Source organism: Citrobacter sp. On2M (assembly GCF_018035235.1).
Classification (GTDB): domain Bacteria; phylum Pseudomonadota; class Gammaproteobacteria; order Enterobacterales; family Enterobacteriaceae; genus Citrobacter; species Citrobacter meridianamericanus.
Window position 1 is genome coordinate 387,671 of record NZ_WPCV01000004.1, and the last position, 24,056, is coordinate 411,726.

A 24,056-nucleotide genomic window follows, 5' to 3' on the forward strand; every position below is an offset into this window, starting at 1 on the left:
TACTTTTGTTACTGATTTGTAAAACTTATTTGTTAGCGTCCGCAAGTCCGTCGAGATAACGTTCTGCATCAAGTGCGGCCATACAGCCCGTGCCCGCAGAGGTAATCGCCTGGCGATAAATATGGTCCATCACATCACCAGCTGCGAAAACACCCGGAATGCTGGTTTGGGTGACATTGCCATGAATACCGGACTGAACTTTGATGTAGCCGTTTTCTAGTTCAAGCTGACCGTCGAAAATAGCGGTATTCGGGCTGTGGCCGATAGCGACAAACAGCCCGGCAACGTCCAGTGATTCCACGTTGTCAGTGTTTTGCGTATCGCGCAGGCGCAGTCCGGTTACGCCCATTTGATCGCCGGTCACTTCTTCCAGCGTACGGTGGGTGTGCAGCACAATGTTGCCGTTCTCAACTTTATCCATCAAACGTTTGATGAGAATTTTCTCCGCGCGGAAGCTGTCGCGACGGTGAATCAAATGCACTTCAGATGCGATATTCGCCAGATACAGCGCTTCTTCAACAGCAGTGTTGCCGCCGCCGATCACCGCAACTTTTTGGTTACGATAGAAGAAACCGTCGCAGGTCGCGCAGGCGGAAACGCCACGGCCTTTAAATGCTTCTTCTGAAGGCAGACCCAGGTAACGTGCTGAAGCGCCGGTGGCGATGATCAGTGCGTCACAGGTGTATTCACCACTGTCGCCGGTCAGACGGAAAGGACGGTTTTGCAGATCAACTTTGCTGATGTGATCAAAAATGATTTCAGTGTCAAATTTGGTTGCATGTTCGTGCATACGCTCCATCAGCAGTGGGCCAGTAAGATCGTGCGGATCGCCAGGCCAGTTTTCCACTTCTGTTGTTGTGGTCAACTGACCACCTTTTTCCATACCGGTAATCAGGACCGGTTGCAGGTTAGCGCGTGCAGCGTAGACCGCAGCGGTATATCCCGCAGGGCCTGAGCCCAGAATAAGAAGTTTACTGTGTTTGGTTGCGCCCATGAGATCCCCATAGTTGTTGGCAGGCAATGAGCAGGATTGTAGGGAATTTACAGACGTAAAAAAAGAGTATGGCGATTTTGTTAACAATATGTGTAATAGCAGAAACCGATGAGCGGGGGTAATTATCCGTAATACTATAACGATTTCTACTTAAAATCGGTCAGTTATAAGGTGATAAAATGACGATTTTCCATCACTGCGAATGAATAACTGGCATGTTGTACTAAAAATCGATGTTTTGCTTTGACAATCACCTGCTGTTTTGCGAAAACATTCAAGGAAGAAAAAAACTGTGTCATGTATGTGCTGCATAATCATGCATGTAGATACCATGTTTACCGTGTTAGCGAAATCTACGCATGGTGTGGACAGATGCCATTCGTGATGTCGATAGCCGCCGACAGGCAACGGTCTTCTCACCATAAACCCAGGCATTGCGAACCGAAAATCCCTCTGGGTTGCGGTTAATTTTGATGGGTAGCGACTCTGAACAGTGATGTTAGTAGAGTCAGGCAGGAGTAGGGAAGGAATACAGAGAGACAATAATAATGGTAGATAGTAAGAAGCGCCCTGGCAAAGATCTCGACCGTATTGATCGTAACATTCTTAATGAGCTGCAAAAGGATGGGCGTATTTCTAACGTCGAGCTTTCTAAACGTGTGGGACTTTCACCAACGCCCTGCCTTGAGCGTGTGCGTCGGTTGGAAAGACAGGGTTTTATTCAGGGCTATACAGCGCTGTTAAACCCGCATTATCTGGATGCATCACTTCTGGTTTTTGTTGAGATTACTCTGAATCGTGGCGCCCCGGATGTGTTTGAACAATTTAACTCTGCAGTACAAAAACTTGAAGAAATTCAAGAGTGTCATTTGGTTTCCGGTGATTTCGACTATTTGCTGAAAACACGCGTACCGGATATGTCGGCATACCGTAAGCTGTTGGGGGAAACCCTGCTGCGTCTGCCTGGCGTGAATGACACACGTACTTATGTAGTAATGGAAGAAGTCAAACAGAGCAATCGTCTGGTAATTAAGACGCGCTAACACGGAACAGGTGCAAAATCGACGTAGTTTGATTACACTCCTGTTAATCCATACAGCAACAGTGCCGGGGTAACCCGGTGCTGTTGTCCGTTTTAGCATCGGGCAGGAAAAGCCTAAAACCTGGAGAGCCGTTTTTGAGCCAGGAATACACTGAAGACAAAGACGTCACATTGACGAAGTTAAGCAGCGGGCGCCGACTTCTGGAAGCGCTACTGATCCTTATTGCCCTTTTTGCCGTCTGGTTGATGGCAGCCTTACTCAGCTTTAATCCTTCGGATCCCAGTTGGTCGCAAACGGCGTGGCATGAACCAATTCATAATCTGGGCGGAATACCCGGCGCATGGCTGGCAGACACGCTGTTCTTTATTTTTGGCATCATGGCCTACACCATTCCCGTCATCATTGTTGGCGGCTGTTGGTTTGCATGGCGACACCAGGCCAGCGACGAATACGTCGATTATTTTGCCGTTTCGCTGCGCATTATTGGCGTTTTGGCGCTGATTCTCACATCCTGCGGACTTGCCGCAATCAATGCCGATGACATCTGGTATTTCGCCTCTGGCGGCGTGATTGGCAGCTTGCTCAGTACTACCCTGCAACCATTACTGCACAGCAGCGGCGGTACGTTGACGTTATTGTGCATTTGGGCTGCTGGATTAACGCTATTTACCGGTTGGTCGTGGGTTAGCATTGCGGAAAAACTGGGCGGTTGGTTACTCAATATCCTGACGTTTGCCAGCAACCGTACCCGCCGTGACGATACCTGGGTCGATGACGAAGAATATGAAGATGAAGACGAATCTATCGACGCCGCTGATGGTAAACCTCATGAATCGCGCCGGGCTCGTATTCTTCGTGGTGCGTTAGCGCGCCGTAAGCGTCTGGCAGAGAAGTTTACCAACCCACTGGGCCGTCATACTGATGCCGCGCTGTTCTCCGGCAAACGCATGGATGATGAAGACGAAATTGAATACAGCGCCCGCGGTGTTGTGGCCGATCCTAACGATGTGCTGTTTTCCGGCAATCGCGCGACGTTGCCTGAATATGACGAACTGGACCCGCTGCTGAATGGTCATTCGGTAACAGAGCCTGTGGCCGCCGCAGCTGCAGCAACAACGGCTGCGCAGGCCTGGAGCGCGCCGGTTGATCCGCTGCTGCAAACGTCGCCAGTGACCAACCCCGTTATGGAACAAGCGGCCCCAGCTGTAGCCTGGCAATCCGCGCCAGGCGCGCAAACCGGGGATGCGGTGATTGCGCCAGCACCTGAAGGTTATCCGCAGCCAACCCAGTACGCGCAGCCACCGGTACAGCAACAGTATGAACCCTGGCAGCAGCCGGTAGTGGAGCAGAGTCCTCAGCCACAATATTATGCGCCACAGACCGCGGAACCCACATATGCGCAGCCCCTCGCGCCGCAAGCGCAGGCATTTACCGCGGAGCAAAACTGGCAGCCGGAACCTGTTTACCAACCGGAACCACTGCAGCAACCTGTCAATCAACAGGAGTCAACTTTACAACAGAACGCCGCATTCCAGCAGCCTGCTTATCAGCCGGAGCCAGTGCAGCAACCTGTTTATCATCAGGAATCAACTTTTCAACAGAGCGCTCCGTTCCAGCAGCCTGTGGTTGAACAACCGACGGTGATGGAACCTGAGCCAGTGGTTGAAGAGGTTAAACCGACTCGTCCGCCGCTTTACTATTTTGAAGAAGTTGAAGAGAAACGTGCGCGTGAGCGTGAGCAACTGGCTGCCTGGTATCAACCGATACCAGAGCCGGTTCAGGAGCCTGAACGTGTTAAGCCGTCTATGCCATCTATGCCGACGGCTACATCCATTCCGCCCGTTGAGTCTGTTGCTGCCGTTGCGCCGCTGGCCGCAGGCGTAAAAAGCGCCGCTTTGGGGGCGGGGGCCGCTGCCGCAGCGCCTGTCTTTAGCCTTGCGGGTGGCGGTGCGCCGCGTCCACAGGTGAAAGAGGGTATTGGTCCGCAGTTACCGCGTCCGAATCGTGTGCGCGTGCCTACTCGTCGGGAATTGGCGTCGTATGGCATCAAACTGCCGTCACAGCGTATGGCTGAAGAGAAAGCCCGCGAAGAGCAGCTTGATACAGATGCGTACAGTGACGATGAAATTGATGCCATGCAGCAAGATGAGCTGGCACGTCAGTTTGCCCAGTCGCAGCAGCACCGCTATGGCGAAGAATATCAGGATGATACCCATCAAACTGATGACGAAGATTCAGCTGCAGAAGCGGAACTGGCTCGCCAGTTTGCCTCTTCCCAGCAGCAACGTTATTCTGGTGAGCAGCCAGCCGGAGCGAATCCGTTTTCTCTCGATGACTTTGAATTTTCGCCAATGAAAACGCTGGTGGAAGAGGGGCCGCATGAGCCGCTGTTTACGCCTGGCGTGATGCCGGAGCCTGTGCCACAGTACCAGGAACCTGTTGCACCGCAGCAGCATTATCAGCAGCCAGCGCAGCCTGTCGCACCGCAGCAGCATTATCAGCATCCAGCGCAGCCTGTTGCACCGCAGCAGCATTATCAGCAGCCAGCGCAGCCTGTTGCACCGCAGCAGCATTATCAGCAGCCAGCGCAGCCTGTCGCACCGCAGCAGCATTATCAGCAGCCAGCGCAACCTGTTACACCGCCGCCGCAGGATAGCCTGATCCATCCGCTCCTGATGCGCAATGGCGATAGCCGTCCGGCGCACCGTCCAAACACGCCGCTGCCATCGTTAGATCTGCTCACACCGCCGCCGAGCGAAGTTGAGCCAATTGATACATTCGCGCTGGAGCAAATGGCACGTCTGGTGGAAGCGCGTCTGGCGGATTTCCGCATTAAAGCCGATGTGGTGAACTATTCCCCAGGCCCGGTGATAACCCGCTTTGAGCTTAATCTTGCTCCTGGGGTTAAAGCGGCACGTATTTCCAACCTGTCGCGCGATCTGGCGCGTTCGTTGTCTACCGCAGCGGTACGTGTTGTCGAGGTTATTCCGGGCAAACCGTATGTCGGACTGGAGTTACCGAACAAAAAACGTCAAACCGTTTATCTGCGCGAAGTGTTGGATAACACCAAATTCCGTGATAACTCATCTCCGCTGACCGTGGTGTTGGGTAAAGATATTGCGGGCGAACCGGTGGTGGCCGATCTGGCGAAAATGCCGCACCTGCTGGTGGCAGGGACAACCGGTTCCGGTAAGTCTGTTGGGGTGAACGCCATGATCCTCAGCATGCTGTACAAGGCGCAGCCGGAAGACGTTCGCTTTATCATGATTGACCCGAAAATGCTGGAACTGTCAGTTTATGAAGGCATTCCGCATCTGCTGACTGAAGTTGTGACCGACATGAAAGATGCTGCTAACGCCTTGCGCTGGAGCGTCAATGAAATGGAACGTCGCTACAAGCTGATGTCGGCGCTTGGGGTGCGTAACCTTGCTGGTTATAACGAGAAAATAGCCGAAGCAGCCCGCATGGGTCGTCCGATTCCGGACCCATACTGGAAGCCGGGCGACAGCATGGATGTTCAGCATCCAGTGCTGGAAAAACTGCCGTATATCGTTGTGTTGGTAGATGAATTCGCCGACCTGATGATGACCGTAGGTAAAAAGGTGGAAGAACTGATTGCTCGCCTGGCACAAAAAGCGCGTGCGGCAGGGATACATCTGGTACTGGCGACCCAGCGACCGTCGGTCGACGTTATCACCGGTCTGATTAAAGCGAATATTCCAACGCGTATCGCCTTTACCGTCTCCAGTAAAATTGACTCGCGTACCATTCTTGACCAGGGCGGAGCGGAATCGCTGTTAGGTATGGGGGACATGCTTTATTCCGCACCAAACTCGACGATCCCTGTGCGTGTTCACGGCGCCTTTGTTCGTGATGAAGAAGTTCACGCGGTGGTTCAGGACTGGAAGGCGCGCGGTCGTCCGCAATACGTTGACGGCATTACCTCTGACAGCGAAAGCGAAGGCGGCGGTGGCGGCTTTGATGGTGGCGAAGAGTTGGATCCGCTGTTCGATCAGGCGGTAAACTTTGTGACCCAGAAACGCAAAGCCTCAATCTCCGGCGTCCAGCGTCAGTTCCGCATCGGTTACAACCGAGCTGCGCGCATCATCGAACAAATGGAAGCGCAGGGAATTGTCAGCGAACAAGGACATAATGGTAATCGTGAAGTGCTGGCTCCGCCGCCCTTCGAATGATTGCAAAGTTAAGTAATTCAGTATTTTCTACTTTCCTCATGCTGATTTTTGGCCTGAAATGGATAGCAGAGGGATCTCCCCGTTGGGAGTGACGTATTTTGAGGAATAACGATGAAAAGAATCGCAATCACCTGTGCATTACTGTCTAGCTTTGTGGTGAGCAGCGTCTGGGCTGACGCTGCCAGCGACCTGAAAAGCCGCCTGGATAAAGTCAGTAGCTTCCATGCCAGCTTTACTCAGAAGGTCACGGACGGTAGCGGCGCAGCAGTGCAAGAAGGTCAGGGTGATTTATGGGTTAAACGTCCTAATCTGTTTAACTGGCATATGACGCAGCCTGACGAGAGTATCCTGGTTTCCGATGGGAAAACGCTGTGGTTCTTTAACCCGTTTGTTGAACAGGCGACCGCGACCTGGCTGAAAGACGCCACTGGCAATACGCCGTTCATGCTGATTGCACGTAACCAGGCCAGCGACTGGCAGCAGTACAACATTAAGCAAAACGGTGATGATTTCGTACTGACGCCTAAAACCAGTAGCGGTAACCTGAAGCAGTTTACGATCAATGTTGGGCGTGACGGGACGATCCACCAGTTTAGCGCCGTTGAACAAGACGATCAGCGCAGCAGTTATCAGCTGAAATCTCAGCAGAATGGTGCGATCGAACCTTCCAAATTCACCTTTACCCCGCCGCAAGGTGTAACGGTTGACGATCAACGTAAGTAGAGGCGTGTGAGTGAGCAATCTGTCGCTCGACTTTTCTGATAATACTTTTCAGCCACTGGCCGCGCGCATGCGGCCAGAAAATTTAGCGCAGTATATCGGACAGCAGCATCTGCTGGCTGCGGGTAAGCCTTTGCCACGCGCTATCGAGGCAGGGCATCTGCACTCCATGATTTTATGGGGACCACCGGGAACGGGCAAAACCACCCTTGCCGAAGTTATTGCCCGTTACGCCAACGCTGATGTTGAACGCATTTCGGCGGTTACGTCTGGTGTGAAAGAAATTCGTGAAGCGATTGAGCGTGCGCGGCAGAACCGTAACGCTGGTCGGCGTACGATCCTGTTTGTGGACGAAGTTCACCGTTTTAATAAAAGCCAACAGGATGCATTTTTACCGCATATTGAAGACGGAACCATCACGTTTATTGGCGCGACAACAGAAAACCCCTCGTTTGAGCTGAACTCAGCGCTGCTATCACGTGCACGCGTTTACTTACTGAAATCGTTAACCACCGACGATATTGAACTGGTACTGGACCAGGCGATGTCAGACAAAGCGCGGGGCTACGGCGGACAGGATATCGTACTCCCGCCTGAGACGCGTCGGGCGATTGCCGAACTGGTTAATGGTGACGCGCGCCGGGCGCTGAATACGCTGGAAATGATGGCCGATATGGCCGAAGTTGATGATTCCGGCAAGCGCATATTGAAAGCAGAATTGCTCACTGAAATTGCCGGTGAACGCAGCGCGCGTTTCGATAATAAAGGCGATCGTTTTTACGATCTCATCTCCGCATTACACAAGTCGGTACGCGGGAGTGCACCGGATGCGGCGCTTTATTGGTATGCACGTATTATCACCGCTGGTGGTGATCCGCTGTACGTTGCCCGCCGCTGTCTGGCGATTGCCTCTGAAGATGTTGGTAATGCCGATCCTCGCGCTATGCAAGTGGCGATTTCTGCATGGGATTGCTTTACTCGCGTGGGGCCAGCTGAAGGCGAACGCGCGATTGCTCAGGCGATTGTTTATCTGGCCTGTGCGCCGAAGAGTAATGCAGTTTACACCGCCTTTAAAGCCGCACTTGCTGATGCCCGTGAACGTCCGGATTACGACGTGCCGGTCCACCTGCGTAATGCGCCGACTAAGCTGATGAAAGAGATGGGCTACGGTCAGGAATATCGTTACGCCCATGATGAGCCAAATGCATATGCGGCCGGAGAAGAGTACTTCCCGCAGGAAATGGCACAAACGCGCTATTATCATCCCACAAACAGAGGTCTTGAAGGCAAGATTGGCGAAAAGCTCGCCTGGCTCGCCGGACAGGATCAAAATAGCCCTATAAAACGCTACCGTTAGTGTTATCGTTGCGGTAATGTTGTCTCTGTATCCCTGTGACCGCAGGCTGTGGTCACTTTCTCCTATTTTAATTCGATAAGCACAGGATAAGCATGCTCGATCCCAATCTGCTGCGTAATGAGCCAGACGCAGTCGCAGAAAAACTGGCAAGCCGGGGCTTTAAGCTGGATGTAGATAAGCTGCGCGCTCTTGAAGAGCGTCGTAAAGTTCTGCAGGTACAAACTGAAAACCTGCAGGCAGAGCGTAACTCTCGATCGAAATCCATCGGCCAGGCAAAAGCGCGCGGGGAAGATATCGAGTCTTTACGTCTGGAAGTGAACAAACTGGGCGAAGAGCTGGATGCCGCGAAAGCTGAACTTGATACCTTACAGGCTGAGATCCGCGATATTGCGCTGACTATTCCTAACCTGCCAGCAGACGAAGTTCCGGTGGGTAAAGATGAAAATGATAACGTCGAAGTCAGCCGCTGGGGTACACCGCGCGAGTTCGATTTCGAGGTGCGCGATCACGTTACCCTGGGTGAAATGCACACGGGTCTTGATTTCGCTGCGGCGGTTAAGCTGACCGGCTCTCGTTTCGTTGTTATGAAAGGCCAGATTGCGCGTATGCACCGAGCGCTGTCCCAGTTCATGCTTGATCTGCACACTGAGCAGCATGGTTACAGCGAAAACTATGTCCCGTATCTGGTTAACCATGACACCCTGTACGGCACAGGCCAATTACCGAAATTTGCTGGCGACTTGTTCCACACGCGTCCGTTGGATGAAGAAGCTGACAGCAGCAACTATGCGCTGATCCCAACGGCAGAAGTGCCGCTGACAAACCTGGTACGTGACGAAATCATCGACGAAGATGCGCTGCCGATCAAAATGACTGCGCATACGCCGTGCTTCCGTTCTGAAGCAGGTTCTTACGGCCGTGACACTCGTGGTCTGATCCGTATGCACCAGTTCGATAAAGTTGAGATGGTGCAGATTGTTCGTCCAGAAGATTCGATGGATGCGCTGGAAGAGATGACCGGTCATGCTGAGAAGGTCCTGCAACTGCTGGGTCTGCCGTATCGCAAGATCATCCTGTGCACTGGCGACATGGGCTTCGGCGCATGCAAAACCTACGATCTGGAAGTATGGATCCCGGCACAGAATACCTATCGCGAAATCTCTTCTTGCTCCAACGTGTGGGATTTCCAGGCTCGTCGCATGCAGGCGCGTTGTCGCAGCAAATCCGACAAAAAGACCCGTTTAGTGCATACGCTGAATGGTTCTGGTCTGGCGGTAGGACGTACGCTGGTTGCGGTAATGGAAAACTATCAGCAGGCTGATGGCCGCATTCAGGTTCCGGAAGTATTGCGTCCGTACATGAATGGCCTGGAATTCATCGGTTAAGCTACTTTTCTCTGCTAAAAAAGCGCCTCAGGGCGCTTTTTTTACACCTGTTTGACGCTGGACAATAACACCTACTCATTCAGGAGTAATACTGCCTTCGAACGAAGGTTGGTATTTATCACTGCCTTTCTGCAAATTCATTACCTACCTGTCTGTATATCGATAGTAACGTTATATAAAAATATATACAACGAATATTTGCCTTTTGTTTATTGTGAGCAGCAGAGTGAGCCACTATGAAAACTAAGATCCCCGATGCCGTACTGGCAGCTGAGGTTAGTCGCCGCGGTCTGGTGAAAACGACGGCGATAGGCGGGCTGGCGGTGGCCAGTAGCGCGTTTACCCTGCCATTTACCCGTATTGCAAATGCCGCAGAGGCCCTTAATCCAAAACAGATTAATGAGAAAGTGATCTGGAGCGCGTGTACGGTGAACTGTGGTAGCCGTTGCCCGCTGCGTATGCATGTGGTAGACGGTGAAATAAAGTATGTCGAAACCGACAACACCGGTGATGACAACTATGATGGTCTGCACCAGGTACGCGCCTGTCTGCGTGGGCGCTCCATGCGTCGTCGCGTCTATAATCCCGATCGTCTGAAATATCCGATGAAACGCGTCGGTAAGCGCGGTGAAGGTAAGTTTGAGCGTATCAGCTGGGATGAAGCCTACGAAATCATTGCCAGTAATATGCAGCGTCTTATTAAAGACTACGGCAACGAGTCTATCTATCTGAACTATGGTACCGGTACGCTGGGGGGCACCATGACGCGCTCCTGGCCGCCGGGCAAAACGTTGGTGGCACGGTTGATGAACTGCTGTGGCGGTTACCTGAACCACTACGGGGATTACTCTTCTGCGCAGATCGCTGCCGGGTTGAACTATACCTATGGCGGTTGGGCAGACGGCAACAGCCCGTCCGACATTGAAAACAGCAAGCTGGTGGTCCTGTTTGGTAATAACCCTGGTGAAACGCGTATGAGCGGGGGCGGGGTAACCTATTACCTTGAACAGGCGCGACAGAAATCCAATGCTCGTATGATTATTATCGATCCCCGCTACACGGATACCGGCGCGGGCCGAGAAGATGAATGGATCCCGATCCGTCCAGGCACCGATGCGGCGCTGGTTAATGGTCTGGCGTATGTCCTGATCACCGAAAACATGGTTGATCAACCGTTCCTCGACAAATACTGCGTGGGTTACGACGAGAAAACCTTACCGGCCGACGCGCCTAAGAACGGTCACTATAAGGCATATATTCTTGGGCAGGGCAAAGATGGTATTGCCAAGACGCCTGAGTGGGCGGCGCAGATTACTGGCATTCCCGCTGAACGTATTGTCAAACTGGCTCGTGAAATTGGTAGCGAAAAACCGGCATACATCAGTCAGGGGTGGGGGCCGCAGCGTCACGCCAATGGTGAAATAGCGACTCGCGCTATTTCTATGCTGGCTATCCTGACCGGTAACGTTGGCATCAACGGCGGCAATAGCGGGGCACGTGAAGGCTCATACAGTTTGCCGTTTGAGCGTATGCCTACGTTGGAAAACCCTGTAGAAACCAGCATCTCGATGTTTATGTGGACGGACGCGATTGAGCGAGGCCCGGAGATGACGGCCCTGCGTGACGGTGTGCGCGGCAAAGACAAGCTTGATGTTCCCATTAAGATGATCTGGAACTATGCTGGTAACTGTTTAATTAACCAGCACTCTGACATCAACCGTACGCATGAAATCCTGCAGGATGAGAAGAAGTGCGAGATGATCGTCGTCATCGACTGTCATATGACTTCCTCGGCTAAATATGCGGATATTTTGCTACCGGATTGCACTGCCTCCGAACAGATGGACTTCGCGCTGGATGCCTCATGCGGGAATATGTCCTATGTGATTTTCACCGACCAGGCAATCAAACCACGCTTCGAATGCAAGACTATCTACCAGATGACCAGTGAACTGGCGAAACGCCTTGGCGTTGAGCAGCAGTTTACAGAAGGTCGAACTCAGGAAGAGTGGATGCGCCATCTCTACGAGCAGTCACGCAAAGCGATTCCTGAACTGCCAACGTTTGAAGAATTCCGTAAGCAAGGGATCTTTAAACAGCGCGACCCACAAGGGCATCACGTCGCGTACAAAGCGTTCCGCGAAGATCCTAACGCTAATCCGTTGACCACCCCGTCAGGTAAGATCGAAATTTATTCGCAACAGCTTGCCGAGATTGCGGCAACCTGGGAACTGCCGGAAGGTGATGTGATCGATCCGTTGCCGATTTATACCCCTGGATTTGAAAGCCTGAACGATCCGTTGGTGGAGAAATTCCCTCTGCAACTGACCGGCTTCCATTACAAGTCTCGTGTCCATTCGACCTATGGCAACGTGGATGTTCTAAAAGCATCCTGCCGTCAGGAAATGTGGATCAACCCTATGGATGCGCAGCGACGCGGCATTAACAACGGCGACAAGGTGCGTATCTTTAACGATCGTGGTGAAGTGCATATCGAGGCGAAAGTGACGCCGCGTATGATGCCTGGTGTGGTGGCATTAGGCGAAGGCGCCTGGTATGACCCGGATGCAAAACGCGTGGATCAGGGCGGTTGCATTAACGTCCTGACAACTCAGCGTCCGTCTCCTCTCGCGAAGGGGAACCCGTCACACACGAACCTTGTTCAGGTTGAAAAGGCGTAAGGAGTAACCGATGACAACCCAGTATGGATTTTTTATTGATTCCAGCCGTTGCACCGGTTGCAAAACCTGCGAACTGGCCTGCAAAGATTTCAAAAATTTAACCCCGGAGGTCAGCTTCCGCCGCATTTATGAGTATGCAGGCGGTGACTGGCAGGAGGACAACGGCGTCTGGCATCAGAATGTCTTTGCCTATTACCTCTCCATTGCCTGTAACCACTGTGAGGATCCGGCCTGTACCAAGGTATGTCCGAGCGGCGCGATGCACAAACGTGAAGATGGTTTTGTCGTTGTCGATGAAGACGTGTGCATTGGCTGTCGGTATTGCCACATGGCCTGTCCTTACGGTGCGCCGCAGTACAATGCTGAAAAAGGGCATATGACAAAATGTGACGGCTGCCATGAGCGTGTCGCTGAAGGCAAGAAACCTATCTGTGTCGAATCCTGCCCGTTGCGTGCGCTGGATTTTGGCCCGATTGAAGAGCTGCGCAAAAAGCATGGTTCCCTGGCTGCGGTTGCGCCACTGCCGGGTGCGCACTTTACCAAACCAAGTATTGTCATCAAACCTAACGCCAATAGCCGCCCGACCGGGGATACCACAGGTTATCTGGCTAATCCGAAGGAGGTGTAAGATGGGAAGTGGATGGCATGAATGGCCGCTGATGATCTTCACGGTCTTCGGACAGTGTGTGGTTGGTGGCTTTATTGTTCTGGCGCTGGCGCTGATGAAAGGGGACTTACGTCCTGAAACGCAGCAGCGCGTGATCGCCTGCATGTTTGGACTGTGGGTATTGATGGGTATTGGCTTTATTGCTTCTATGCTTCATCTGGGCTCGCCGATGCGCGCCTTTAACTCACTCAATCGTGTAGGGTCTTCGGCGTTGAGTAACGAAATTGCCAGCGGCTCCATCTTCTTTGCCGTTGGTGGTATCGGCTGGCTGCTGGCCACGTTGAAAAAAATGTCGCCCGCGTTACGCAATCTGTGGTTAGTTGTCACCATGGTACTGGGCGTGATTTTTGTCTGGATGATGGTACGTGTGTATAACACTATCGATACTGTGCCGACCTGGTACAGCGTCTGGACACCGTTGGGCTTCTTCCTGACGATGTTTATGGGCGGTCCGCTGCTGGGGTATCTGTTACTGAGAATTGCCGGTGTTGACGGTTGGGCGATGCGCTTGCTGCCGGCTATCTCAGTGCTTGCACTGGTGGTGAGCGCCATCATGTCAGTAATGCAGGGGGCTGAACTGGCGACGATCCACAGTTCGATTCAGCAGGCGTCTGCGCTGGTTCCGGATTACGGATCGCTCATGGCGTGGCGGATTGTGGCGCTGGCATTAGCGCTGTGCTGCTGGATTGTACCGCAAGTGAAGGGTTACCAGCCTGCAGTTCCGTTGCTTTCCGTCGCATTTATTCTGTTGCTTGTTGGAGAGTTAATAGGTCGTGGCGTGTTCTACGGCCTGCATATGACCGTTGGTATGGCGGTAGCGAGCTAAATGATAAACCGGGGCTTAGCCCCGGTTTTTTACTTCTGTTTCGTTAACGTGTCGTAGCTGGTCATCAGATTGCGATAATCGGGGATGTGGTTAGAGAACAACGTTGCCAGCCCCTCGATATCGTTGCGCCAGTCGCGGTGCAGCTCGCATGCGACGCCAAACCACGTCATCAGTTGAGCACCGGCCTGCGACATCCGATCCCATGCTGAATGGCGGGTAATTTCATTAAATGTGCCTGAGGCATCGGTGACAACAAAGACGTCAAAACCTTCTTCAATAGCCGAGAGCGCAGGGAAGGCAACGCAAACTTCCGTCACGACGCCGGCGATAATCAGCTGTTTTTTGCCGGTCGCTTTCACCGCTTTCACGAAATCTTCATTATCCCACGCGTTAATGTTTCCGGGGCGAGCAATATAGGGCGCGTCGGGAAATTGCGCTTTTAGCTCCGGCACCAGCGGCCCATTGGGTCCGGTCTCAAAACTGGTTGTCAGAATGGTCGGGAGTTTGAAGTATTTTGCTAAGTCACCGAGGGCAAGCACGTTATTTTTAAATTTATCGGGATCGATATCCCGAACCAGAGAGAGCAGGCCAGCCTGATGGTCGACCAGCAGTACTGCCGCATTATCTTTATCAAGTCTCACGTAAGGTTTAGTCATGATATTTCTCCTGTTCAGCATCAGTGGGGAAAATTTGATGAGTTTAAGTCTACAGAGAGAGCGAAATTTGGATTAGATAGGTAAAAAGGAACTCACAGTTCTATTTTGAGGACAATGCAGGTTTGCATCCCGCATAGAGTTTAGTAAGAAATAAAAGCACGGGGAGTCCATGAAATTTTTCGACTGAACGGAACGCGAGATTTTTGTTTTAGATCAATAAAAACAAGCAGATGTGTTTTTAAGCTTTTTATCTATTCACATTAAGAATCAGTAATGCAAATCGATCGGCCAGAAAGCGCCACAGCCCTCTGATTACGCCGATTGACAATGTTTTTGGCAGTGGCATGATGCGCATGAAATTTGAACTTCCTCACGGTTTTTATTCATGTCCACCTATACTCGTCCCGTCATGCTGCTGCTGTGCGGGCTGCTTCTGTTGACCCTGGCGATCGCCGTGTTAAACACGCTCGTCCCGCTTTGGCTCGCCCATGAAAACCTGCCCACCTGGCAGGTAGGCGTGGTGAGCTCGTCTTACTTTACCGGTAATCTGGTAGGGACGTTGTTGACCGGGTATTTAATCAAACACCTTGGCTTTAATCGCAGCTATTACATCGCCTCGTTTATTTTTGCTGCGGGTTGTGTCGGGTTGGGGATTATGGTGGGATTCTGGAGCTGGATGACCTGGCGCTTTATCGCCGGTGTTGGCTGCGCCATGATTTGGGTGGTGGTGGAAAGCGCGCTGATGTGCAGCGGGACTTCGCGTAATCGCGGACGTTTACTTGCCGCCTATATGATGATCTATTATGTGGGGACGTTTTTAGGCCAGCTGCTGGTGAGTAAAGTATCCACGGAATTGATGAACGTCCTGCCGTGGGTGACAGGGACTATCCTGGCTGGTGTTTTGCCACTGCTCTTTACTCGCATTGCCAATCAGCAGGGTGATGAGCAGAAGTCCACACCTATTGTCTCCATGCTGAAACTGCGACAGGCGCGCCTGGGCGTGAATGGCTGTATCATTTCCGGGATTGTGCTGGGGTCTTTGTATGGCCTGATGCCGCTGTATCTCAACCATCAGGGAGTGAGCAACGCCAGTATTGGCTTCTGGATGGCTGTTCTGGTTAGTGCCGGAATTCTGGGACAGTGGCCGATTGGCCGCCTGGCGGATAAGCTGGGACGCCTGTTGGTTTTACGCGTCCAGGTTTTCGTGGTCATCGTTGGCAGTATCGCCATGCTAAATCAGGCGGCGATGGCGCCCGCATTGTTTATGTTGGGTGCTGCAGGTTTTACCCTCTATCCGGTGGCGATGGCCTGGGCCTGTGAAAAGGTGGAACATCATCAGCTGGTCGCCATGAATCAGGCATTGTTATTAAGCTATACCGTGGGCAGCCTGCTTGGTCCTTCATTTACCGCGATGCTGATGCAAAATTATTCAGATAGCTTGCTGTTTATCATGATCGCCAGCGTATCGTTTATTTATTTACTGATGCTGTTACGTAAAACGGGCCATACGCCCAATTCTATTGCGCATGTTTGATCTGATTTAACACAAACCGACCAGGTTCCCATACATATTGTTTATGTATGCTTTATGTGGACCTGGTATTATTTAATCGCACGCATCTGTCCTGAAAATAAAGTGTGCAGAAGGTTATAGTTTTACATCCCGCCGTTTCCGCTCGTTCATTTTAACGCGCATAATCCCACGCCTTATATATTAATACTCAAAAAGCTTCTACGAAGGATCGCGTATGGCTGGTGTGCAGGAAAAACAATTGCGATGGTACAACATCGCATTGATGTCGTTTATCACCGTTTGGGGTTTTGGCAACGTTGTTAACAACTATGCTAATCAGGGACTGGTTGTTGTCTCCTCATGGATATTTATTTTTGCGCTCTATTTTATTCCCTATGCGCTGATTGTTGGACAACTTGGTTCTACCTTTAAAGATGGGAAAGGCGGGGTCAGTACCTGGATTAAGCACACGATGGGGCCAGGCCTTGCCTATCTTGCTGCATGGACCTATTGGGTCGTGCATATTCCTTATCTGGCGCAAAAGCCGCAGGCCATTCTGATTGCGCTGGGATGGGCGCTAAAAGGCGATGGGTCACTGATAAAAGAGTATACCGTTGTGGCCCTGCAAGGACTGACGCTGGCGCTATTTGCCTTTTTCATGTGGGTTGCGTCCCGTGGTATGAAATCACTGAAAATTGTGGGCTCAGTGGCGGGCATCGCGATGTTCGTGATGTCTATTCTGTATGTCGTGATGGCGGTAACTGCTCCGGCGATCACCGATGTGCAGATAGCAACAACCAATATCACATGGGAATCGTTCATCCCGCATATCGATTTTACCTATATTACCACGATCTCAATGCTGGTCTTTGCCGTTGGCGGCGCCGAGAAAATATCACCTTACGTTAATCAGACACGTAATCCGGGCAAAGAATTTCCGAAAGGGATGCTCGTCCTGGCGGTGATGGTGGCAGTGTGTGCGATCCTCGGGTCGCTGGCCATGGGGATGATGTTTGACTCCCGGCATATTCCTGATGATCTCATGACCAATGGTCAATATTACGCCTTCCAGAAATTGGGCGAGTATTATGGTATGGGTAACTCGCTGATGGTTATTTACGCTATTGCCAACACATTAGGACAGATCGCGGCATTAGTATTTTCTATTGATGCACCGCTTAAAGTTCTGCTGGGCGATGCGGATCGTAAATATATTCCGGAAAGCCTGTGTAAAACCAATGCCTCGGGGACACCGGTCAATGGTTATATTCTGACGCTGGTGCTGGTAGCGATTTTGATTATGTTGCCAACCCTGGGGATTGGCGACATGAACAATCTCTACAAGTGGTTGCTAAATCTCAATTCAGTCGTGATGCCATTGCGTTATCTATGGGTGTTTGTGGCGTTTATTGCTGTTATTCGCCTGGCGCAGAAGTATAAGCCGGAATATGTCTTTATCCGGAATCGATCGCTGGCGATGACGGTGGGGATCTGGTGCTTCGCTTTTACCGCATTTGCTTGTCTGACCGGGATCTTCCCGAAAATGGAAGCCTTTACCCCTGAGTGGACATTCCAGCTCACGCTGAATATCGTGACGCCGTTTGTGCTGGTAGGATTGGGGTTGATTTTCCCGCTACTGGCGAGAAGAGGGCGCTAAGGTAGAGTCTGGTGGGTAACGGGTCCGTTACCCACCATAAATATCAATACATCACTTTATGTCCATATTGCTCGAGAATGCCTTTCACGCGCTCCATGGTCTCTTTCTTCGGCGGCTTAACGCCGTCCAGCTTGTACTCTTCACCCATCGCCACCCATTTGTGCTTGCCCAGTTCGTGGTAAGGCAGCAGCTCGATTTTTTCGACGTTGCCCATATCGCGGGTAAACTCGCCCAAGCGGTGTGCGGAATCATCATCGTCAGACCAGCCAGGCACGACTACGTAGCGGATCCAAACCTTGATATCTTTGTTAGACAAATAGCGGGCGAACTCCAGCGTACGATGGTTAGATACGCCTACCAGATTCTGATGGATTTCATCGTTCATCTGTTTGAGATCGAGCATCACCAGGTCGGTGACTTCCAGCAGTTCATCAATCACCGGATCGTAGCGGCGAACAAAACCGTTGGTATCCAGACAGGTATGAATGCCTTCTTTTTTACAGGCGCGGAACCAGTCACGTACGAATTCAGCTTGCAGGATAGCCTCACCGCCGGACGCTGTCACACCGCCGCCGGAAGCGTTCATAAAGTGGCGATAGGTCACGACCTCTTTCATTAATTCATCGACGGTGACTTCTTTACCGCCGTGCGTATCCCATGTGTCGCGGTTGTGGCAATACAGGCAGCGCATCAGGCAGCCCTGGAAAAAGGTAATAAAACGTATGCCCGGGCCATCAACAGTGCCACAGGATTCAAAGGAGTGAATGCGACCAATAACTGACATTGCGGTGTTTCTCCAGGTGTGGCCCATCCGGGGCCAGTGTTAGTGCACAGTTATTAACTGTGTCGAGTCTGTTTTGGCTGATATCCATAAGTATAGATAGCTGACAAAGCAGGCTATTAAAAAGGCCCCACTTACGTGGAGCCTTTATTGTACGCTTTTTAAAGTACGATTTCAGTCAAAACCAATTACATGGTCTGAGTGAAGGTACGAGTAATAACGTCCTGCTGCTGTTCTTTAGTCAGGGAGTTAAAACGTACTGCGTAGCCAGAAACACGGATGGTCAGCTGCGGATATTTTTCCGGATGTTCCATCGCATCCAGCAGCATTTCACGGTTCATGACGTTCACGTTCAGGTGCTGACCACCTTCGATGGATGCTTCGTGGTGGAAGTAGCCATCCATCAGACCAGCCAGGTTGGTCTTACGGACTTCGTCGTCTTTACCCAGTGCGTTCGGAACGATAGAGAAGGTGTAAGAGATACCATCTTTAGCGTATGCAAACGGCAGTTTAGCAACGGAGGTCAGAGAGGCAACAGCACCTTTCTGGTCACGACCGTGCATTGGGTTAGCACCCGGTCCGAATGGCGCGCCAGCACGACGACCGTCTGGGGTGTTACCCGTTTTCTTACCATAAACCACGTTAGAGGTGATGGTCAGAACAGACTGAGTCGGGATAGCGTTACGATAAGTAGTCAGTTTCTGAATTTTCTTCATGAAACGTTCTACCAGATCAACCGCCATGTCATCAACGCGAGAGTCGTTGTTACCAAACTGCGGGTATTCGCCTTCGATTTCGAAGTCGATAGCCAGACCGTCTTCGTCACGAATCGGCTTAACTTTCGCATATTTGATTGCAGACAGGGAGTCAGCAGCGACGGACAGACCAGCGATACCACACGCCATGGTGCGGATAACGTCACGGTCATGCAGTGCCATCAGAGAGGCTTCGTAGCTGTACTTGTCGTGCATGTAATGGATAACGTTCAGTGCGGTGACGTACTGTTTAGCCAGCCAGTCCATGAAGTGATCCATGCGGTCCATCACTTCGTCGAAGTTCAGAACGTCGCCTTTGATCGGTTCAGATTTAGGACCAACCTGCATTTTCAGTTTTTCATCAACGCCGCCGTTGATTGCGTACAGCATGGTTTTCGCCAGGTTTGCACGCGCACCGAAGAACTGCATTTGTTTACCAACAACCATCGGGCTTACGCAGCAAGCGATAGCGTAATCGTCGTTGTTGAAGTCCGGACGCATCAGGTCATCGTTCTCGTACTGCAGAGAAGAGGTGTCGATGGACACTTTAGCGGCGAATTTCTTGAAGTTCAGAGGCAGTTTTTCAGACCACAGAACGGTGATGTTCGGCTCCGGAGAAGGACCCATGGTGTACAGGGTGTTCAGGAAGCGGAAGCTGTTTTTGGTAACCAGAGTACGGCCATCAACGCCCATACCACCGATAGATTCAGTTGCCCAGATTGGGTCACCGGAGAACAGTTCATCGTATTCTGGGGTACGCAGGAAGCGAACCATACGCAGTTTCATGACCAGGTGGTCAATCATTTCCTGAGCGTCTTGTTCGGTGATTTTGCCTGCTTTCAGATCGCGTTCGATGTAAGCATCCAGGAAGGTGGATACGCGACCGAAGGACATTGCTGCGCCGTTCTGAGATTTAACCGCGGCCAGGTAGCCGAAGTAAGTCCACTGGATAGCTTCCTGAGCGTTGGTAGCCGGACCAGAGATATCGCAGCCATATTTAGCAGCCATTTCTTTGATCTGACCCAGTGCGCGGTGCTGTTCAGCGATTTCTTCACGCAGACGGATAGTTGCTTCCAGGTTTACGCCGTTTTCCAGATCGGACTGCAGAGAGACGAACTGAGCGTATTTGTCTTTCATCAGGTAGTCGATACCGTACAGCGCAACGCGACGGTAGTCACCGATGATACGGCCACGGCCATACGCATCTGGCAGACCAGTCAGAACACCGGATTTACGGCAGTTCAGAATGTCTTTGGTGTAAACATCGAATACGCCCTGGTTGTGGGTTTTGCGGTATTCGGTGAAGATTTTTTTCAGCATCGGGTCCAGTTCGCGGTTGTACGCTTTGCAGGAACCTTCAACCATTTTGATGCCGCCAAACGGAATGATCGCACGTTTCAGCGGAGCTTCAGTCTGCAGACCAACAATTTTCTCGAGCGCTTTGTTGATGTAGCCAGCGTCGTGAGAAGTGATGGTAGAAGCAACGGAGGTGTCAAAGTCAACAGGCGCGTGAGTGCGGTTTTCCTGTTTAACGCCTTCCATCACGCTGTCCCACAGTGCAGTGGTCGCATCAGTTGCGCCAGCCAGGAAGGACTCGTCACCCTCATATGGAGTGTAGTTTTTCTGAATGAAGTCACGTACGTTTACTTCATTCTGCCAGTCACCTTTGGTAAAACCTTCCCAGGCTGTGGCTAACTTTTCATTAAGCTCGGACATGTAACACCTACCTTCTTAAGTGGATTTTTTATTTACTGCGTGTAATGGGCATCATCAGATTAATGATGATCGTTACCACGCAGATAAATGACCCAGTATGTCAACCCGACCAACAAACCGCCGCCGATAATGTTACCGATCGTAACCGGAATCAGGTTATCGGTGATGAAATTCATCACGGTCAGGTGAGAAAAATTCTCCGGAGAAGACCCAACAGCGGTCCAGAATTCCGGGGTGGCGAAATCGCGTATTACAATACCCATAGGGATCATAAACATGTTTGCGATACTGTGCTCAAAACCGCTGGCAACAAACATTGCGACCGGTAATACCATGATAAACGCTTTGTCCATCAGGCTGCGGCCAGAGTAGCTCATCCATACCGCCAGGCACACCATCAGGTTAGCCAGGATGCCAAGGCTTACTGCCTCAACAAAAGTATGGTGCACTTTGTGGTCGGCTGTTTGCAGGACGTTGAGCCCCCACGCGCCGTTGGCGGTCATGTATTCGCCGGAAAGCCACATCAGTAGCACGAAGAGCAAGCAACCCACCAGGTTACCGACATACACGTTAAGCCAGTTTTTAGCCAATTGGCCCCAGGTAATACGACCACTGGCTTTTGCTACGACAATCAATACGGTTGAGGTGAAGAGGTCTGCGCCGCAGACAACGCAAAGAATCAGCCCCAGGGAAAAGCAGATACCACCTACTAATTTTGCCATGCCGAAAGGCATAGTTCCGGTACCGGTTGTTGCGGTGATATAGAAAACAAAGGCAATTGAAATGAATACACCGGCAGTAATTGCCAGATAGAACGTCTTAAGCGGATGTTTCGTTGCTTTATAGACGCCTGCTTCTTCGGCAACTTTGGCCATTGCAGCAGGAAGAATAAGATCAAAAGGGTTGTCAGCTTTCACACTAACTCTCTCTTTATTAAGTCGGCGACGAGATACTAACAAAGCATTATAGATGAGAATTTGATATAGATCATATCTCGCCTGGCTTATAGGCCCGTAAGACGCATGGTTTTTATGCAATTACGGAGTAACTTGTTGATTATTCACATAAAAATAAATTTTAAAAATTATAAAGTGAGTTGAATTTTTTCTTTTTGTCTCCTGTTAGACGGTTAATTAAAATGGAGTAATTGAGATAAAAAACTGCATTAATACGCTAATTTTTTTAATATCAACTACTAATATTTAACCTTGTTTTTACATTTATTTTCCGATTTGACCAAAATAAAAAAACAGGGCGCTCAAAGCGCCCCGTAATATATCCCAGACAAAACTTTTAGCCTACTTAGCGCAGGCTGACTGTCATTATTTTGACCAATGTGCCGCTTTCGCGCGCTGTAGTTTTTCATAGGCTTTCAGCAGAGACTGATGCGCCGGGAAAGCCTGCAGATCGCTATCAACGGTTTGCAACCCGTAGAATGGCGCTTCGCCACTCAATGCTGCACTTGCCGCTTCAACCGCCTCGGCACCGTACATGCGGACAAACGCATTCAGATATTGCAGCGGCTGACGATCTTCTTCCTGAGAGAGCAGAAGCAGCGTTTGCAGACAGCGGTAGTAGTTGGCACGTTCAGCGCTAAAGACGGAGGCATTGAATTCCATCGTCCATTCTGTCCAGACCAGCGCCTGCTCCAGGTCGCCACCGGCCAGCGCCAGCATCACTTTTAGCTCGCCAATACGCAGGGTGTACCAACCGTTATCCGCGCCGGTTGCCAGACCAAGTAGTTCGCGGACGCGGGTGAAGTCGTCAAAGCCTTCTTCATCCAGTTGTTCGATCAGGTTGAGATAGTCTTCTTTATCCCATTCACTTCCCGGCAGAGAGAGGATGGTGTCACGCAGATGGGCGCCCATGGCGTTGTTGGCTAACCACAGATCTTCAGCCGGGTAGATGTCAGACATTCCCGGAACAATAATGCGGCAGGCGTAAACGCTCAGATGCTCATAGTCGGCGATATACACTTCTTTATCTTCAGCATTGAAGATAGCCATCAGGGTGGCGAACTCTTCTTCCGTGGTGCCAGAGAAATTCCAGTCAACGAACGGATAGTCGGCATCCTGCTTGAACAGATCCCATGAAATCAGACCGCTGGAATCAATGAAGTGGGTTTCAAGGTTAGTGTGTTCAGCCACTTCTTCGTCGTCAAAAGTCGGTGGGGTGAAGACATCAAGGTCTTTCAGACCACGGCCCTGTAACAGTTCAGTGACGGTACGCTCCAGTGCTACGCCGAAATCCGGGTGCGCGCCGAAGGAGGCAAAGCAGGTACCGTTCGCCGGGTTGAACAGGACAACGCAAATCACCGGATACTTGCCGCCCAGCGAGCCATCGTAGGCGAAAATTGGGAAACCTTCCGCTTCCAGTTTGGCGATGGACTCCACCACAGCCGGATAGCGCGCCATGACTTCGGCCGGGATTTCCGGCAGGCTGATGCTTTCCGCAATAATGCGGTTCTTCACATGACGCTCAAAGACTTCAGACAGGCCCTGAACGCGAGCTTCGTTTCGCGTGTTACCCGCAGACATGCCGTTAGAAACATACAGGTTGCCGATAATATTCATCGGTATATAGACGGTCTGGTTATCAGACTGGCGGGTAAACGGCAGACCGCAGACGCCACGTTCTTCATTACCGGACTGTAGATCGATAAGCATGCTGCCAGTCAGTTCGTTTTCTGGATCGTAAAACGCTCGCAGTCGTGCATCCAGCAGACCTTCTGGTACATCGTCGTTTTCAGTCAGCGGGAACCATTTTTCGTTCGGGTAATGCACGAACGGACCGTTGGCGATGGTTTCACCCAGCCAGAAATCCGCAAAGAAGTAGTTAGTCGACAGACGCTCAAAGTATTCGCCCAACGCGGAAGCCAGTGCCGCTTTTTTTGTCGCGCCTTTCCCGTTGGTAAAGCACAACGCGCATTCTTTGTCGCGAATATGTACAGACCAGACGTTAGGGACGGGATTCAACCACGAGGCTTCCTCAATTTGAAAACCAAGGTCGAGCAATTTTTGCTGGAAGCGAGCGATGGAGTCTTCCAGAGCGGCATCTTTGCCGGGGATAAATGTTTGCGTCATGAAAATCACTTTTGTCGTACGGAAAGCGC

The 24,056-nt window shown here is 51.3% G+C and carries 16 protein-coding genes; 10 read left to right on the forward strand and 6 right to left on the reverse strand.

Features of this window, described 5'->3' with window-relative positions:
• Positions 1–25: 25 nt before the first annotated feature.
• A complete protein-coding gene (trxB, locus tag On2M_RS12195; protein ID WP_210904888.1) occupies positions 26–994 on the reverse strand; it encodes a thioredoxin-disulfide reductase in 969 nt (322 codons plus the stop codon).
• Positions 995–1,542: 548 nt separating this feature from the next.
• Between trxB and lrp the strand changes: the two genes are divergently transcribed.
• The 8 genes from lrp to On2M_RS12235 all read left to right on the forward strand — a co-directional run bounded on the left by lrp (position 1,543) and on the right by On2M_RS12235 (position 13,866).
• Complete coding sequence (gene lrp / locus On2M_RS12200) at positions 1,543–2,037, forward strand: leucine-responsive transcriptional regulator Lrp (RefSeq protein ID WP_002439523.1); 495 nt, start codon at positions 1,543–1,545, stop codon at positions 2,035–2,037.
• Positions 2,038–2,171: 134 nt separating this feature from the next.
• Positions 2,172–6,230 (forward strand): DNA translocase FtsK, encoded by a 4,059-nt coding sequence (gene ftsK, locus On2M_RS12205; RefSeq protein ID WP_210904889.1) that lies wholly within the window; start codon positions 2,172–2,174, stop codon positions 6,228–6,230.
• A 111-nt stretch (positions 6,231–6,341) separates the two neighbouring features.
• The gene (gene lolA, locus On2M_RS12210; RefSeq protein WP_003831898.1) at positions 6,342–6,953 is read left to right on the forward strand and encodes an outer membrane lipoprotein chaperone LolA; all 612 of its coding nucleotides are present in this window, start codon (positions 6,342–6,344) and stop codon (positions 6,951–6,953) included.
• A gap of 10 nt (positions 6,954–6,963) precedes the next feature.
• Entirely contained in the window at positions 6,964–8,307 is a 1,344-nt protein-coding gene (gene rarA / locus On2M_RS12215; RefSeq protein ID WP_151217914.1) for a replication-associated recombination protein RarA, read from the forward strand.
• Positions 8,308–8,399: 92 nt separating this feature from the next.
• Positions 8,400–9,692, forward strand: coding sequence for a serine--tRNA ligase (gene serS, locus On2M_RS12220; protein WP_003836908.1), 1,293 nt, complete (start codon positions 8,400–8,402; stop codon positions 9,690–9,692).
• Positions 9,693–9,928: 236 nt separating this feature from the next.
• Entirely contained in the window at positions 9,929–12,373 is a 2,445-nt protein-coding gene (gene dmsA, locus On2M_RS12225; protein WP_210904890.1) for a dimethylsulfoxide reductase subunit A, read from the forward strand.
• 10 nt (positions 12,374–12,383) lie between these two features.
• The gene (locus tag On2M_RS12230; RefSeq protein ID WP_151217916.1) at positions 12,384–13,001 is read left to right on the forward strand and encodes a DMSO/selenate family reductase complex B subunit; all 618 of its coding nucleotides are present in this window, start codon (positions 12,384–12,386) and stop codon (positions 12,999–13,001) included.
• A gap of 1 nt (position 13,002) precedes the next feature.
• Positions 13,003–13,866, forward strand: a complete 864-nt coding sequence (locus tag On2M_RS12235) for a dimethyl sulfoxide reductase anchor subunit family protein (protein WP_187252723.1) — start codon at positions 13,003–13,005, stop codon at positions 13,864–13,866.
• Positions 13,867–13,895: 29 nt separating this feature from the next.
• On the opposite strand, the gene ycaC is transcribed toward On2M_RS12235, so the two are convergent.
• A complete protein-coding gene (gene ycaC / locus On2M_RS12240; protein ID WP_016152433.1) occupies positions 13,896–14,522 on the reverse strand; it encodes an isochorismate family cysteine hydrolase YcaC in 627 nt (208 codons plus the stop codon).
• Between the two features lie 385 nt (positions 14,523–14,907).
• Here ycaC and On2M_RS12245 point away from each other — a divergent pair, with 385 nt between their 5' ends.
• A complete protein-coding gene (locus On2M_RS12245) occupies positions 14,908–16,056 on the forward strand; it encodes an MFS transporter (protein WP_187259766.1) in 1,149 nt (382 codons plus the stop codon).
• A gap of 214 nt (positions 16,057–16,270) precedes the next feature.
• Positions 16,271–17,692: an amino acid permease gene (locus tag On2M_RS12250; RefSeq protein ID WP_210904891.1), complete on the forward strand. Its 1,422-nt coding sequence runs from the start codon at positions 16,271–16,273 to the stop codon at positions 17,690–17,692.
• A 43-nt stretch (positions 17,693–17,735) separates the two neighbouring features.
• On the opposite strand, the gene pflA is transcribed toward On2M_RS12250, so the two are convergent.
• The 4 genes from pflA to ycaO form a co-directional block, all read right to left on the reverse strand.
• The gene (gene pflA, locus On2M_RS12255; protein WP_003035751.1) at positions 17,736–18,476 is read right to left on the reverse strand and encodes a pyruvate formate lyase 1-activating protein; all 741 of its coding nucleotides are present in this window, start codon (positions 18,474–18,476) and stop codon (positions 17,736–17,738) included.
• 185 nt (positions 18,477–18,661) lie between these two features.
• A complete protein-coding gene (pflB, locus tag On2M_RS12260; RefSeq protein WP_003035753.1) occupies positions 18,662–20,944 on the reverse strand; it encodes a formate C-acetyltransferase in 2,283 nt (760 codons plus the stop codon).
• A gap of 59 nt (positions 20,945–21,003) precedes the next feature.
• Positions 21,004–21,861, reverse strand: a complete 858-nt coding sequence (gene focA, locus On2M_RS12265) for a formate transporter FocA (protein WP_003035756.1) — start codon at positions 21,859–21,861, stop codon at positions 21,004–21,006.
• A 405-nt stretch (positions 21,862–22,266) separates the two neighbouring features.
• Positions 22,267–24,027 carry a 30S ribosomal protein S12 methylthiotransferase accessory factor YcaO gene (gene ycaO, locus On2M_RS12270; protein ID WP_187252722.1) on the reverse strand — a complete coding sequence of 587 codons (1,761 nt, stop codon included), beginning with the start codon at positions 24,025–24,027 and terminating at the stop codon, positions 22,267–22,269.
• Positions 24,028–24,056: the final 29 nt, after the last annotated feature.

Excerpts from the sequence above, each read along its gene's own strand:
- On2M_RS12245 (WP_187259766.1), top strand. The coding sequence starts at position 14,908 with ATGTCCACCTATACTCGTCCCGTCATGCTGCTGCTGTGCGGGCTGCTT.
- pflA (WP_003035751.1), bottom strand. The coding sequence starts at position 18,476 with ATGTCAGTTATTGGTCGCATTCACTCCTTTGAATCCTGTGGCACTGTT.
- trxB (WP_210904888.1), bottom strand. The coding sequence starts at position 994 with ATGGGCGCAACCAAACACAGTAAACTTCTTATTCTGGGCTCAGGCCCT.
- serS (WP_003836908.1), top strand. The coding sequence starts at position 8,400 with ATGCTCGATCCCAATCTGCTGCGTAATGAGCCAGACGCAGTCGCAGAA.
- lolA (WP_003831898.1), top strand. The coding sequence starts at position 6,342 with ATGAAAAGAATCGCAATCACCTGTGCATTACTGTCTAGCTTTGTGGTG.
- ycaC (WP_016152433.1), bottom strand. The coding sequence starts at position 14,522 with ATGACTAAACCTTACGTGAGACTTGATAAAGATAATGCGGCAGTACTG.
- On2M_RS12230 (WP_151217916.1), top strand. The coding sequence starts at position 12,384 with ATGACAACCCAGTATGGATTTTTTATTGATTCCAGCCGTTGCACCGGT.
- lrp (WP_002439523.1), top strand. The coding sequence starts at position 1,543 with ATGGTAGATAGTAAGAAGCGCCCTGGCAAAGATCTCGACCGTATTGAT.
- dmsA (WP_210904890.1), top strand. The coding sequence starts at position 9,929 with ATGAAAACTAAGATCCCCGATGCCGTACTGGCAGCTGAGGTTAGTCGC.
- pflB (WP_003035753.1), bottom strand. The coding sequence starts at position 20,944 with ATGTCCGAGCTTAATGAAAAGTTAGCCACAGCCTGGGAAGGTTTTACC.
- On2M_RS12235 (WP_187252723.1), top strand. The coding sequence starts at position 13,003 with ATGGGAAGTGGATGGCATGAATGGCCGCTGATGATCTTCACGGTCTTC.
- ycaO (WP_187252722.1), bottom strand. The coding sequence starts at position 24,027 with ATGACGCAAACATTTATCCCCGGCAAAGATGCCGCTCTGGAAGACTCC.
- On2M_RS12250 (WP_210904891.1), top strand. The coding sequence starts at position 16,271 with ATGGCTGGTGTGCAGGAAAAACAATTGCGATGGTACAACATCGCATTG.